The 13,533-nt window shown below is 61.2% G+C and carries 11 protein-coding genes and 1 pseudogene; 5 read left to right on the top strand and 7 right to left on the bottom strand.

Annotation, left to right across the window (positions count from 1 at the left end; all coding sequences use genetic code 11):
• Window position 1: 1 nt before the first annotated feature.
• Window positions 2-1,546 carry a class I adenylate-forming enzyme family protein gene (locus tag RJ1_RS24925; RefSeq protein ID WP_240319630.1) on the bottom strand — a complete coding sequence of 515 codons (1,545 nt, stop codon included), beginning with the start codon at window positions 1,544-1,546 and terminating at the stop codon, window positions 2-4.
• A gap of 75 nt (window positions 1,547-1,621) precedes the next feature.
• Entirely contained in the window at window positions 1,622-2,395 is a 774-nt protein-coding gene (locus tag RJ1_RS24920; RefSeq protein ID WP_073364857.1) for an enoyl-CoA hydratase/isomerase family protein, read from the bottom strand.
• Window positions 2,396-3,338: 943 nt separating this feature from the next.
• Between RJ1_RS24920 and RJ1_RS24915 the strand changes: the two are divergent.
• Window positions 3,339-3,952 (top strand): annotated as a pseudogene (locus RJ1_RS24915) (superoxide dismutase).
• 589 nt (window positions 3,953-4,541) lie between these two features.
• Here RJ1_RS24915 and RJ1_RS24910 read toward each other — a convergent pair.
• Window positions 4,542-5,708: an acyl-CoA dehydrogenase family protein gene (locus tag RJ1_RS24910; RefSeq protein WP_073364855.1), complete on the bottom strand. Its 1,167-nt coding sequence runs from the start codon at window positions 5,706-5,708 to the stop codon at window positions 4,542-4,544.
• Window positions 5,709-5,885: 177 nt separating this feature from the next.
• Between RJ1_RS24910 and RJ1_RS24905 the strand changes: the two genes are divergently transcribed.
• From RJ1_RS24905 to RJ1_RS24890, 4 genes are all read left to right on the top strand, one after another.
• Window positions 5,886-7,037, top strand: a complete 1,152-nt coding sequence (locus RJ1_RS24905; protein ID WP_205415342.1) for an MFS transporter — start codon at window positions 5,886-5,888, stop codon at window positions 7,035-7,037.
• Between the two features lie 141 nt (window positions 7,038-7,178).
• Complete coding sequence (locus RJ1_RS24900) at window positions 7,179-7,913, top strand: SDR family NAD(P)-dependent oxidoreductase (protein ID WP_073364851.1); 735 nt, start codon at window positions 7,179-7,181, stop codon at window positions 7,911-7,913.
• Window positions 7,914-8,008: 95 nt separating this feature from the next.
• Complete coding sequence (locus tag RJ1_RS24895) at window positions 8,009-8,368, top strand: RedY/HapK family protein (protein ID WP_143048834.1); 360 nt, start codon at window positions 8,009-8,011, stop codon at window positions 8,366-8,368.
• A 239-nt stretch (window positions 8,369-8,607) separates the two neighbouring features.
• On the top strand, window positions 8,608-9,822 hold the full coding sequence (locus tag RJ1_RS24890; RefSeq protein ID WP_073364952.1) for an acyl-CoA dehydrogenase family protein: 1,215 nt from the start codon (window positions 8,608-8,610) through the stop codon (window positions 9,820-9,822).
• A gap of 111 nt (window positions 9,823-9,933) precedes the next feature.
• Here RJ1_RS24890 and RJ1_RS24885 read toward each other — a convergent pair whose 3' ends face one another.
• The 4 genes from RJ1_RS24885 to RJ1_RS24870 form a co-directional block, all read right to left on the bottom strand.
• Window positions 9,934-10,758, bottom strand: coding sequence for a mycofactocin-coupled SDR family oxidoreductase (locus RJ1_RS24885; RefSeq protein ID WP_073364848.1), 825 nt, complete (start codon window positions 10,756-10,758; stop codon window positions 9,934-9,936).
• A gap of 46 nt (window positions 10,759-10,804) precedes the next feature.
• Window positions 10,805-11,647: an SDR family NAD(P)-dependent oxidoreductase gene (locus RJ1_RS24880; protein WP_073364846.1), complete on the bottom strand. Its 843-nt coding sequence runs from the start codon at window positions 11,645-11,647 to the stop codon at window positions 10,805-10,807.
• A gap of 139 nt (window positions 11,648-11,786) precedes the next feature.
• Complete coding sequence (locus RJ1_RS24875; RefSeq protein WP_073364845.1) at window positions 11,787-11,981, bottom strand: ferredoxin; 195 nt, start codon at window positions 11,979-11,981, stop codon at window positions 11,787-11,789.
• On the bottom strand, window positions 11,978-13,261 hold the full coding sequence (locus RJ1_RS24870; RefSeq protein WP_240319622.1) for a cytochrome P450: 1,284 nt from the start codon (window positions 13,259-13,261) through the stop codon (window positions 11,978-11,980). Before RJ1_RS24870 ends, RJ1_RS24875 begins: the two co-directional genes overlap by 4 nt.
• Window positions 13,262-13,533 lie beyond the last annotated feature (272 nt).

Below are 13,533 nucleotides of genomic sequence, written 5' to 3'. Positions count from 1 at the left end.
CCTACGCGTCGACCGCTGCTTCGGCGCGTGCAAGGTCACGTAGTTCACGACGGAGGATCTTCCTGTTTGCCGTCATCGGCAACTCCGCCTCCTCGAGAAATACCACTGAACGCGGGGCCTTGTACTTGGCCAGCCTTTCACGACAGAAAGAAATGACGGCGCTATCGTCGAGAACTGTGTTGTCACCGCAGACGACGTACGCCCTGGGAAGCTCTCCGTACTTGTAGTCGGGGACACCAACTACTGCCGCATGCAGAATTCCTGGATGCTCCATGAGCACCTGCTCGACCTCTGCGGGATAAATATTCGCTCCACCCGTGATGATGACGTCCTTCTTCCGGTCGACTACATAGAGGAATGCATCCTCATCGAGATATCCGAGATCGCCCGTGTGTAGCCAGCCTGACCGCCAGAGCTCCTCGGACAGATCAGGAAGATTCAAGTATCCGCGGGTGCACATGGAGCTTTGGACGACAATCTCCCCCACTTCACCGTGCGGTAGAACCTCATCCTGCTCGTTGACGATGCGAATCGTCGTACCGCCGGCGGGCAGGCCTGCAGCGCCAGCCCGACGCTGCCCATAGACGGGGGTGACCGCAACGGGTCCCGTTTCAGTTTGGCCGTAGACCTCCCCGATCCGGCAACCAAGCTCAGCCTCGAAAGCAGCAATCAGGTCATCTGGCATCTTGGCCCCAGACACGCCACACGTACGCAGAGACGAGACATCGAAGTCGGCCGTTTCCGATCGATGCTCGGCCAGCAGCGAAACGAACATCGTCGGCGAGCCACAGAAATAGTTTGCGTGATAGCGTTCGATATCGCCGAGTATCCGCTTCGCATCGAAAGTTTCATGCAGAATAACCGTGCCGCCGACCTGCATGATCGGTTGAAGAATAAACCATGGGCTGAATGCAGCATATATCGGCATCGACGTAACTGCTACGTCAGTGCGCCTGAACCCGAACGACAGAACATAGTTTTGCGTTATGTCGAAGAGCGACCCGTAACTCGTGACAGCACCCTTCATCCGACCTTCGGTGCCGGATGTGTAAAAGCACTGCGCCACATCGTCTTCAGCACAGTCCACAACGGAAAATGGATCGCCGTTTCCAGCTTCCAGAACAGCCTCCCAGCTTCGATAACCAGGAGCTGTTCCTCGGCAAGCAACTATGGCCTCGACCGTCCGCAGCTCCGGCACGCTCGCCTCCAGGCTTGCCCGGACATTCGGTACGCCCACGTCAGCCACCAAAACCTTGGTACCGGCGTCGTTCAGTACGTGGACCACCTCCCTCGGGCGCAGCATGACGTTCAGAGGCACCAGCACGGCACCCATTTTGACGCACGCCCAGTACGTGACAAGAGCCTCGAATCGATTACTCATGTAGTAACTGACCCGATCACCCTTGGTTACGCCAAGGTCTGCAAGTCCCCAGCAGAACCGATCGACGGCAGCACCGAACTCGGCATATGAATAGGTGCAATCATCCAAGACGAATAGCGGATTCCCGGGGTTACGTCGCAGACCCCGCTCGAAAACATCCCACATCAAGTTCACGGTGGCTCCATTCCCTACAGGTTGTATGCTGACCGGTAAACCGGAAGCAAAGAGATCGCTCGCGAATCATTTATTCCGACTGCGGTCGAGGAACCGATCGATTCTCGACTCGACATCGGGCGTGCAGAAGACCGAACCAACTGTCCGGCGAGCATGCTGTAATTCTTCACCAGTATCGCCGGCCGAAAGGTATTCCAGGCTTGTCTGGATAGCCATAAGCGAGGCCTGCGCGATCTTCTCCGCGAGTTCCAACGCGACGGGAACAACCTCATTGGGCGGCACCACACGATTCACAAGGCCAATGTCGGCCGCACGCTGTGCACTGAGCCGCTCACCCAGCAGAACAATTTCGTTCGCGTGCTTTCTCGCAATCTGCCGCTGGATACGAGAAACCGCATATCCCGCGGGTACGCCAAGAACCATGGGCTCAGGTAAGCCAAAAACCGCCTCTGACGAGGCGACTGCCAGATGACTGGACAGGACGATCTCCATACCACCGGCCAGCGCAAATCCATTCACCGCACAGATGACTGGCTTTGCACATTTCTCAATAGCCCTGAAGAGCCCGAACAGTTCGGTCAGTAGGCTGTCGATCGCCCGCGGATCGTTCCGCACCGCGAGGAAATCGTTGCGGAAGTCGCCGCCGGCACAAAAAGCTGGCCCCGATCCTGTGAGAACTATTGCATTCACGTCATCGTCCGACAACGCTGCGTCAAGTCCTTGCAGTACTCCGTTTCGAATATCCGGTCCGAGCGCATTGCGTCGCGCTCCGTCGTTGAGGGTTATGAGCGCGGCATTGCCCACGATCTCGAACTTGACTTTCCCGGACTCGATCGACACGAAAATTCACCTCTCCATGGGCAGACTTGGCGCACGCGATTGCCGCGGTTGGCGGCGCGTGCCAGCATCAGGTCCAAGACCAGATTGGGGACTAACTAACGACTGTGAGTATCGTCCATCGATCTTGCCGCTGTCAAGCGGTTGAGCGGAATACGGCAGGAGCGGGCCGCGTCGGTTCCAGCCTCGAATTTTGGTGAGTTGACGCGTCGGCCCGATCAGTTTCCGACTGGTGTTCCTCGGTCGTCGTAGCGGGTTCGGAGCGTGGCCGTCCGCCCGAGTCGCCGGTGGCGGCCTGGCCCACGGTCCGGCCGTGACGGTCCGTTCGGGTCGGTTTGACAGCGGTTCTGTTGGGCGGGGCGCCGGCAATGCGGCGAGGCCGCGAGTGCGGTGGTGAGCAGGTCCGTGAACGGTGCGTGCGCTGACAGCCGCGATGGGTGCGGCTGGCGATAGGCCGGGCGATGGGCAGCAGCCGCAGTCGCAGTCGCAGTCGTTTAGCTCCCATCGGCAAGCCCGACGCTCGGGGAGGTGAGCATATGGGTCCATGCGATCACTTCGCTGGCGAGTTGGACGATGGCGAGCCAGATCCAGTTCTGGGCCAACTGGTGCGAAGATCCCGCGACCCGGCCTGTTTCGCGACACGGACGCGGTCCTCGCACCGGCGAGGTGTACGTCACAATGGACTGCCTCGCCGACGGCAAGACGGCATCGAAAGGGCCTTGACGCCAAAGCGGTTGAGCGCGCACGCTAACCGAGACTGGTTGGCGTTGTTCGGCCTCTCGAGCTCGCGGATGACGGCACGCACCACCCGGTTGCGGCCCGCAGTAATTCCCGCGACGGCAAGAAGGGCTGCGGAGCGGAACCCATATCGACGCGGAACGAGCTGGACGCTTCAACCAACATCCACTATCAGGGCGTCCGAACGCCTACAAAGGACAGACAACTCGTGGCTGAATACACGCTTCCCGACCTCCCCTACGACTACGGCGCTCTCGCGCCTCACATCTCCGGCGAGATTATGGAACTGCACCACTCGAAGCACCACGCGACCTACGTCAAGGGCGCAAACGACGCGCTCGAGCAGCTGGCAGCGGCTCGAGAGGACGGCACTATCGCCGGCAAGGCGCTCTCACTGTCGAAGAACCTCGCCTTTCACCTGGGTGGTCACACCAACCACTCGATCTTCTGGAAGACCCTCGCCCCAAACGGCGGCGATAAGCCGACCGGTGACCTGGCCGGGGCGATCGACAACAATTTCGGTTCGTTCGACAAGTTCCAGGCGCACTTCACGGCAGCCGCCATGACCCTGCAGGGTTCGGCTGAGCGATCCTGGCGTACGACACGATCGGCGAGCAGTTGGTCATCCAGCAGCTGACCGACCAGCAGGGCAACACCCCGGTCGGCATCATCCCCGTGGCCATGCTCGATATGTGGGAGCACGCGTTCTACCTGCAGTACAAGAACGTCAAACCGGACTACATCAAGGCCTGGTGGAACGTCGTCAATTGGGCGGACGCCGCCGAGCGCTTCGACACGGCCCGCACCCTAGTGCCGAACTGATCGTCTCCGCCTGATTACAGGTAAGCCGCCGCCCCGGACCGTCTGCACGGTCCGGGGTGGCAGCTTTTGCGGGTGCCGCGCTGTATCCGGGCAGGGTCCGGCCAATGACTGAGTTGCTGTCTCCGAGGATGGCCGGCGACGCACGAATCTGAGCTGAGGGCGCTCTGGACCGTCGCACTCGATCACACGGTTGAAGCTACTCCGGGCCAGTCCAGCATGAGCAGAGTGCCATCCGCCTCGGGAATTGACCAAGTGGCGGAGCGGAATCCAGACGGAAGTCAGACTCCTCCCGTACCTGAGTTGACATCGGTGGCCGCCCAGCCTGATCGTGGGATGCTGTCAATTCGACGCCGAGCATGACCTCGGTGGACATCGCCAGAAGGGTGACCAAACACGATTCCGGGCACGAACACAGATTGGCCATGCGCAGGATCAACCACGGTCGGCACCCCATCCCGAACGTCGGCTCCTTGTCGCGGAATTTCGGCTGGCCCCTCGCGGTCCCTTCGCGCGCATCCGTGACTCGAGGCAACCGAGGTTCGTGTACCGGCGCTGTGCGCCAGCCAGGCGGTGTTGCATGAGACGGCGGTCAAGAGAACGACCTTGGCAGTCCAAGACCTTCGGCGATGCTGTTACGGGCCATCTCGTTTGTCACCGGCCCGATCCGGTACAAGCGTGCGTCGCGCCAGTAACGCTGCATATCCGTCTCGGCCGAGTAACCCATACCCCCGAGAATCTGCAACCCCAGGTCCGCGGCGCGGCTGCCCAATTCCGAGGCGACGACCTTGGCCATGTTGGTTTCCTGCCCGCACGGCCGACCGCGTGACTGCAACCACGCCGCTCGATATACCATGAGCTCCGCTTGGTCACGCCACATCAGGATGTTGGCGATGTGATGCTGCAGCGACTGGAAGCGCGCGATCGGCCCGCCGAATGCCTCACGGTCCTGTACAAATCGCAACGCATCTTCCAGGACCCCGTCCATGATCCCCACACAGAACGACGACAGCATGATGCGCTCGTTGTTCAGTGTGGGCAGCAGCATGTACCAGGCGCGGTTGGGCTCCCCCAAAAGGTTCTCGTCCGCGACGAAGACATTGTCCAGATAGACATCACATGATCCCAGCGATCGCATACCGAGCTTGGGGATCTCGCATGTCGTCACACCCTCGCTCTTGGCGGGAAGGATGAACAGTGACACACCCTGGTGCCGCTTCTCGGTGTACTCATCGGAGCGCGCCAGGAGGAGAATGTAGTCCGCTACGTGCGCCATCGAACTCCAGGTCTTGTGTCCATTGAGCACCCATCCGCCGTCGATCTTCGTCGCCTTCGTGCGCATTGCGCCGAGTAGGTCAGTACCGCCCCCTGGCTCGGTGAACGCGATTGCCCACTTTTCGCGACCCTCGGCGATGGCGGGCAGGTGCCTTAGCTTCTGCTGTTCGGTGCCGTACAACCCGACCGACTTACCTCCCGCAAACGAAGTGATTCCCCACACCCAAGTCAGTCCGGCCAATGACCGCGCGAGTTCCCGCGCCAGGATCATCTGGGTCATGATGTCCCCGCCCTGACCCCCGTACTGCTCGGCCACACCGATGCCGTGGAATCCTGCTGCGGTGAACTTGTCCCACAATGCGTGAGGAAAAGTGTGTTCATCCTTCTCCAGCTCGCGCGCCCACGGCTTGGGCGCCTCCCGGTCTACCCACCGCCGGACGCTGTCCCGGAATAGCTGCTGCTCCTCATTCAGGTCGAACTCCACTCTGATTCCTCGCATTTCGTAGTCTCTGGTGACGGTGACGGTGACGGTGACGGCGCAGCTGCGCGGGATCCACCACCCGATCGCCGTGGTTGTTGATTGTGTAACGCTTACGTACACTCGTTAGTATCACGATGACGGGTGGGAGCGGGAATGCCGGTTAAGCCTCCGCGACGGTGGTTGATTCTCATTCTCGGGCTTCTCGCTCAAGCCGCCAACTGCGTCTTTGCCTTCGGGATCCCGTTTCTGGTCCCAACTTTACTTGCTTCCGAGGGGCTTTCGCTTACGCAGGCAGGAATGATCGTGGCAGCGCCGAGCGTCGGGTTCGTAGCGACACTGATTCTGTGGGGCGCTGCGGCCGACGCCTTCGGTGAGCGGCTGATCATGGCGCTCGGCCTTGGCAGTTCGGGCGTGGTGATTGGATTCGCCGCGTTCGCGACCCGTGACCTGGCGGCACAGTTTGTCCTGTTTCTGCTTGCGGGAGCGTGCGCAAGTTCGGTCAATGCAGCCAGCGGTCGAGTAGTGATGGGTTGGTTCGACGCGACCGAGCGGGGGTTTGCCATGGGTGTTCGGCAGACCGCCCAGCCGCTCGGTATGGGGCTTGCGGGGCTTACCCTGCCGCCGATTGCCGATGAGTGGGGCCTACGGGCTGCGTTATGGTTTCCAGCGGGCCTCGCACTCGTGGTCGCAGGAATGGTCGCCGTGCTCGTCATCGATCCGCCGAGAGAGAACGCGGGCGACACGGATACTACCCCGGCCGTTTCGCCCTATCGTGGTTCGACCCTCTGGCGGCTACACGGAGCGAGCGCACTGTTGGTGGTCCCGCAGTTCGCGGTGTCTGCGTTTGCACCCGTATATCTGGTGACAGTCCAGCACTGGGATGCGGTGCGCGCTGGTTGGTTCCTCGCCGGCGTGCAGGTGTTCGGCGCGTTGGGCAGGGTCGGCGCTGGTTACTGGTCGGATCGGGTGGGTAGCCGCTTCCGCCCGATTCGTCAGATCGCCTGCGCCAGTGCGGCGGTGATGCTTCTGGTGGCGTTGGGTGATGCGAGTTGGCCGTGGTTGGTGGTCGTCGGGCTCACGCTTGCGGCAGTGATCACCGTGAGCCCCAACGGACTTGGCTTCACCGCTGCCGCGGAACTGGCCGGCAAGGCATGGTCCGGCCGAGCCATGGGAGTGCAGAACACAATCCAGACCCTGACGTCCGCGACTACACCGCCTGTTCTGGGCCTTGTCATCGTCAGCGGCGGCGGCTACGCCGCAGCGTTCTGCGTCGCGGCGGTCTTTCCTGCCGTGGCGGTGGTACTCGTTCCGGCAAGTACATCCCGTGGGTGATTTTCGTGCGGACGCCCCTCTTCCTCGGACTTGCACACGCCAGTTTCGACGGGGATGCGGTTGACACTTTATCGCCATTGGCTACACTAACGGTTGATCGTTAGTGTAGCCAGAGATTCGAGGGAGACGACCGACGTGAGAATGCGCGGCAAGGTGGCGTTGGTTACCGGAGGCAGTCGCGGAATGGGCAAGGCCATGATCGAGGCCTTCGCGTCGGAGGGCGCCGATGTGATCATTGCGAGCCGCAAGATCGACAACTGCGAGAAGTTGGCCGCAACAGTGCGTGAGCGGTACGACCGGAAAGCACTCCCCGTGGCATGCAACGTGAGCGACTGGGCGCAATGCGATGCACTGGTCCAATCGGCATACGCCGAGTTCGGCCGCGTTGATGTGTTGGTAAACAATGCTGGTCTCTCACCCCTATACCCCAGTCTCGACCAAGTCAGCGAATCTCTATTCGACAAGGTGATCGGCGTCAACCTGAAGGGCCCTTTCCGACTGGCGTCAGCGATCGGATCACGGATGGCAGCGGCAGACGGCGGATCTGTCATCAACATCAGTTCGGTCGAGGCAAGCCTCCCCGATCCACAGGCACTCCCCTATGCAGCGGCCAAAGCCGGCCTCAACACGCTCACCGCCGGACTTGCACAGGCATTCGGTCCGACGGTCCGGGTGAACACGATCCAGTGTGGACCCTTTCTCACCGATATTGCCGAGGCGTGGACACCGGATATGCGCGCCCATTTCACGACGAGCAGTGCACTAGGACGGCCCGGCAACCCCGATGAAATCATCGGTGCAGCCCTCTACTTCGCCACGGATGCCTCATCCTTCTGCACCGGATCGATCCTCAAACTCGACGGCGGTTACAGATAACCGCACGATCCGATCAGCAACGCGGTCGACAGGCCGCTGAGGGCAGCCGCCCTAAAACCCCACTATTGGCAGGGATATCCTGCGGGAAGGCAGCGATGACTGCGAAACGTCTCATGCTACTTGCTACGTATAACATCTCGAAGGACAGGACCGAGGAGGAGTACGACGAGTTCTGTCGCGAAGTCGATACGCCGTTTTACAACAGCATCCCAGGCGTAGTCCGATATTCCAATTGGAAGGTCGTTGAGGAGAACTTAGGATCGGTCGGATTCAAGTACATCGATTTCATTGTCGTAGAGGGCGATGAACCCTTCAAGATGTTCGAAGACAATCAGAAGATCAAGGACTTCATTGTCAAATGGGAAGAGCAGTGGGCTGAATTCGGCACTGACGAACAGTATTTGGGCAAGAACTATCAGATTGTTAAGCTGGAAGAGGTCGCGGCGCCGGACTAGCGGCTGACGATGGGCCGCGACCTTTGGTGGACTTGATCCCGGTCTATCAGCGATATGTCCACTCCACCATGGCGCGCGGCCCTGCGACCCTGCGGCAGCTGCCACGGATCGATACTCCGGAGTTCGACGAACGTGTCTCGTACGGTACCGCGAATTCCCCAATGCATCTTGACGATCCGGGACGCCTACCGCTGCATGTACCTTCCACCGCCCTGATCGACGGACCGCAAAGGACTCCGATGGACTTCGAATTCGACAGCACCACCGTCTCTCTCATGGCGCGCCTGCAGGCATTTCTCGATGAGCATGTGTTTCCGGCCGAGGAGGTCCTCGAGAAACAGCTCACAGCACGGAATCCCGAGGACTGGTCGGTTCCGCCGATCATCGGCGATCTACGCAGGCTCGCGCGCGAGCAAGGTCTATGGAATCTGTTCCTGCCGGGCGACCGGGGTGCTGGACTGACCAATCTGCAATATGCACCATTGGCCGAGCTAATGGGTCGCAGCCACAGACTCGCCCCGGTCGCATTCAACTGCCAGGCTCCCGACACCGGAAACATGGAAGTACTCAACGAGTTCGGTACTCCACAACAGAAGTCCCGTTGGTTGGAGCCGCTGCTGCACGGCCAGATCCGATCGACCTTCTGCATGACCGAACCCGCAGTCGCATCCTCGGATGCCGCCAATATCGAAACCGAGATCACCCGCGTCGGCGACGAATACGTCATCAACGGCCGCAAGTGGTGGTCCACGGGTGCGATGAACCCGAATTCCGAGATCTTCATCGTGATGGGGAAGTCCGATCCCAGCGCCGATCGGCACCGCCAGCAATCGATGATCCTGGTCCCGCGTGACACCCCAGGTGTGACTGTGCTGCGGGCACTGACGGTCTTCGGCTACGAGGACCGCGACCACGGTGGCCACGCGGAGGTGGTGTTCGACAACGTGCGGGTGCCGGCGGAAAACCTCATCAAAGGTGAGGGCGAGGGGTTTGCGATCGCCCAAGCTCGTCTCGGTCCCGGTCGCATCCACCACTGCATGCGGTCGCTGGGCGTGGCCGAGCGAGCGCTGGAACTCATGGTAAGGCGGGCCACCAGCCGGACGGCGTTCGGCCGTCCACTGTCCGACCAGGGCGTCGTGCGCGAGAAGATCGCCAGAGCCCGGATCGCAATCGAACAGAATCGGCTCCTGACACTCAAGACGGCCTGGCTGATGGACACAGTTGGTAATCAGGGAGCACACACCGAAATCCAGGCAATCAAGATCTCGGTGCCCGCTACCGTCCAACAGATCCTCGACGACGCAATCCAGATCTTCGGTGGTGCGGGCGTCTCACAGGATACGCCCTTAGCCGAGTTTCATTCGGCGCTACGCACCCTCCGTCTGGCGGATGGACCCGACGAGGTGCACATCAACTCCCTCGCCAAGAGGGAGATCGGAAAAACCCGGGTGTGACAGTTCCGATCCGAATCGCCGACGCAGAGTCTCGTCGCCGCGTCGGCGACGAGGTCACGTGCGAACGGGTTGGCATGATTCGGCGACCACAGACGGAGCGTGGTCGCCGAATCATCTAGTGGTGAATCCGGCGTCGATGGGAATCGACGCGCCAGTCACGTAGCGTCCTGCCTCCGACACCAACCAGAGGACCGCGTTGCTCACGTCAACCGGTTCCACCATGTCGACGGGAAGCAGGTTCTCCAGGCCGATCTTGTCCGAACGGTCAGAGATCTGTGCCATGAACGATCTCGTCATCGAGTTCTCCACCATCGGGGTTCGCACACCGGTGGGGTGCACGGTATTGACGCGGATTCGATGCGGAGCCAACTCTTGGGCGAACGTTTTCATCAGGCCGACGACGCCGTGCTTTGTTGCCGAGTAGTCGGCGATATGGGGCATTCCTTTGAGGCCGGCGGTCGACGATGTGATCACGATGGCACCGCCGGTGCCCTGATCGATCATCGGTGGGAGGGCTGCCTTGAGGGTGTGCCAAACCCCGGTCAGGTTGATATCGATGACGTCGCGCCAGCGTTCGGCGGGGATGTCTCGCCCCGTTATGTCGGCTTTCTGAATCACGATACCCGCATTGGCACATACGATGTCGAGGTGACCAAGCTCCGTGACGCCCGCCTGCACCGCAGCCGTCAAGGCCTCGAAGTCGCGTACGTCCGCTTGCCGGGCGACGATTCGTCGGCCCAGTTTCTCGACCAGCCGAATGGTCTGATCGAGGTCCTCCGACGATGCCATTGGGTAGGGAACCGAGTCGATCGGCTTACAGATATCGATGGCGATGATGTCGGCGCCTTCCTCTGCCAAACGGAGAGCATGCGACCTTCCCTGGCCCCGTCCCGCACCGGTGATCAGAGCGACCTTGCCGTCCAGCGTCCCGGTCATGCGATCCTCCTCGTGAGCTCTGTTCCCTTCCCTCATGATCCGGTCCTCACTTGGCCGCCTGCCCACCGTCGACGTAGAGCACGTGGCCGGTGATCTGATCGGCGTTGTCCGAGGCCAGGAACAACACGGCATCGGTGACGTGCCCGGTGTCGGTGCGCCACTTCTCGCCTGGCATGTTTCCCTTGTCGGAGAACATCTCAAAGGCATCCTCGAGGCTCATCCCGAGCTCGTTCGCGAGCCCCACAACCATTCCCGAGCCTTGACCGTCGCCGGGCCTGATCGTGGCAGGACCAACCCCGTTCACATTGATGCCGAACTCGGAAAGCTCGAACGCCCACGCCGAGGTCAATCCGTTGATCGCATGCTTGGCCGCGACATAGTGCGAGACCATCGCCAACCCTGCGCCGGTGACACCGGACGAGATGTTGACGATCTTCCCGGCTTTGCGGCCGATCATGGTGGGTACGACATACTTGGCCACGTACATGTGGCCCTTGACGATCGTGTCGAACACGGCATCGAGGACATGACCACGCATATCTTGGATGCTGTCCAAGGCGGCAACCCCGGCGTTGTTTACCAGAATGTCGATGCGCCCGTCAAAGAAGTCCAGCGCCTGGCTCACCGCCGCCTCGACCTGGCCTTCGTCGCGAATGTCGCACGGCAATGGAATGCAGCGGCGACCCTTCTCGTTTATCGCCACGACCGTGTCGTCGAGCATCTGCTTGGTGGCTAGTGGATAGATGTCGGCGATCGGTGCCGCGATGTCGATCGCGGCGATGTCGGCACCGGCCTCAGCGAATGCCAGGGCATTGCTGAAGCCCACACCCTTGGCAGCGCCGGTGATCAGGACGTTTTTACCCTCGAGTCCGCGGAGTACCGCTGGCATTGACCTTACCTCCGATGTCGGCGTGCGGACACGCCGGCAAGTAGTAGTGGATTGTCGTGAATCTCGTAAAGCATTGGTATTCAGCAAGCCAGGCGATAGCCGCCCCGCTCGGCCTGCTCACCGAGCGGGGCGGCGGCTGTCACTCCTCGATCTCGATAGCGCGTTCCGGGCAACTGTGCGCCCCCAGAACGGCCGACGCCTCCTGCCCCGGCGCGACATCGACCGTTCTGTTGATATCGACGTTGTATCCGTTGTCATCTAGTTCGTAGACATCGTCGGCAAGTTCGAAGCAACGCGCGTGTCCCGTACAAAGACCGTTGACCGTGAATTTCATAGGTCTGCACCAATCGGGGAGCCGGGTTCGAAAATCAGTCGGAGCCCTTGGATCTCCCGGGTTACCGACGTCTGGTAGGTGGGCTCGCAGCCGGGTGCGAGAGCAAAGTCGGGGAGCCTGTCCAGCAGGACTCGCAGAGTCACCTTGGCGAGAAGTCGGGCCAGGTGCGAGCCGATGCACCGGTGCGGGCCGAAGCCGAACGCCGCGTTCACCGGAAGATTGCGGTCGATGTCGAGCTTCGTCGGGTTCTCGTACATCTCCGGGTCCCTGCATGCGGCGGGGTAGAGCAGCAGGACGCGGTCGCCGTCCTGGAATGTCTGGCCGGCGATCTCGACCTCCCCCCGTACGGTCCGCGACATTGCCACCACGGACGCGTACGCCCGAACGAACTCCTCGACGGCCTTGTCGTGCAATTCCTCGTTCTCGGCGAGCCGTGCGCGATCCTCGGGATGGGTCGCCAGGTGGTGCGCCATACCGGCGAGCAGGAGGGTGGCGGTACCGAGACCACCGGCGGTCAGGTTGGCCAGCGCCGCAACCTTGTGTTCCCACGGGCATGGGGCGCCGAGCTCGAACTCGAACCCGGGGCCCAGTTCGGGGTTCACTCCATCGTCCAGGTCGACGCCTTTCAATACAGCGCCTGTCAGGTCGTTCCGTGGTGGCTCCTTCTCGCGCTCCTTGAGATGGGCGTCGAGATAGCCGACGAGCTCGGCCCATCCGTCTGCCCGACCCTCGATCGGGCCTACCAATGCATGCTCGATGGCTGTCATGAGTGGGGGTAGGTCCTCCAACGGCCGTCCCAGGAAGCTGTTGAACCACGCTCGACCGGGCAGAGCCGCGGCGAATCCTGCAATGAAGTCACACTCGCCGTCTGCGATGAACTCATCGATCAGGAAGTTCGCGTGCTGCGTCACCGCCGCTTCATAGGATCGCACGACCCTGGGGCTGAGGTGGTAGTCGAGAGCCCTGCGCCACCGCGTCTGATAGGGAGGGTCGCATTCGTCCGGGTAGATCGGGGCCATATCCTTCGGCCGATTGGGCTGGTATCCCTCCGCACTGCTGAAGTGCTCCCAGTCCTGGGACGCGCGTCGCACGTCGGCGTAACGGCTAAGGACGTGATAGCCGCGCCCGACATTGCTGTGTGCCACCGGGCACTTGCTCACCAGCTCATCGAGAACTTCGGTGTAGTGCTCGTTGAATTCTGGGGAGTCCAGGTCGAAGTCGTTGAAATGGTCTCGGCCGAATTTCTCGGTCGAGGTGTCAGGGTTCTCGATTGCGGTCACGGAAAGACGCCTCCAAGTAGATTGGGCATCCGAGGTGGATACGACCGATGGCGCTCAACGCCCATGTCGCACATCACCTGTTGATGCGTCAAACTTTGCCACCAGCACGTAGGTCGTGTTGTACAGGCACCAGATGTAGCTAACGATCGATCGTACGCACGCCCGTCGGGTGGGTCAAGACCTGGGCCACGCGTGAGATCCGCTAGTCGCGGTGACTCAAAGGTTGACCGGCGGGCAGTTTCGTCGGCGATTCCGCCATCCGGTTGACCGGA

The organism is Rhodococcus jostii NBRC 16295, assembly GCF_001894825.1.
Lineage (GTDB): Bacteria > Actinomycetota > Actinomycetes > Mycobacteriales > Mycobacteriaceae > Rhodococcus_F > Rhodococcus_F jostii.
This window is presented reverse-complemented; position numbering and strand designations above follow the sequence as displayed.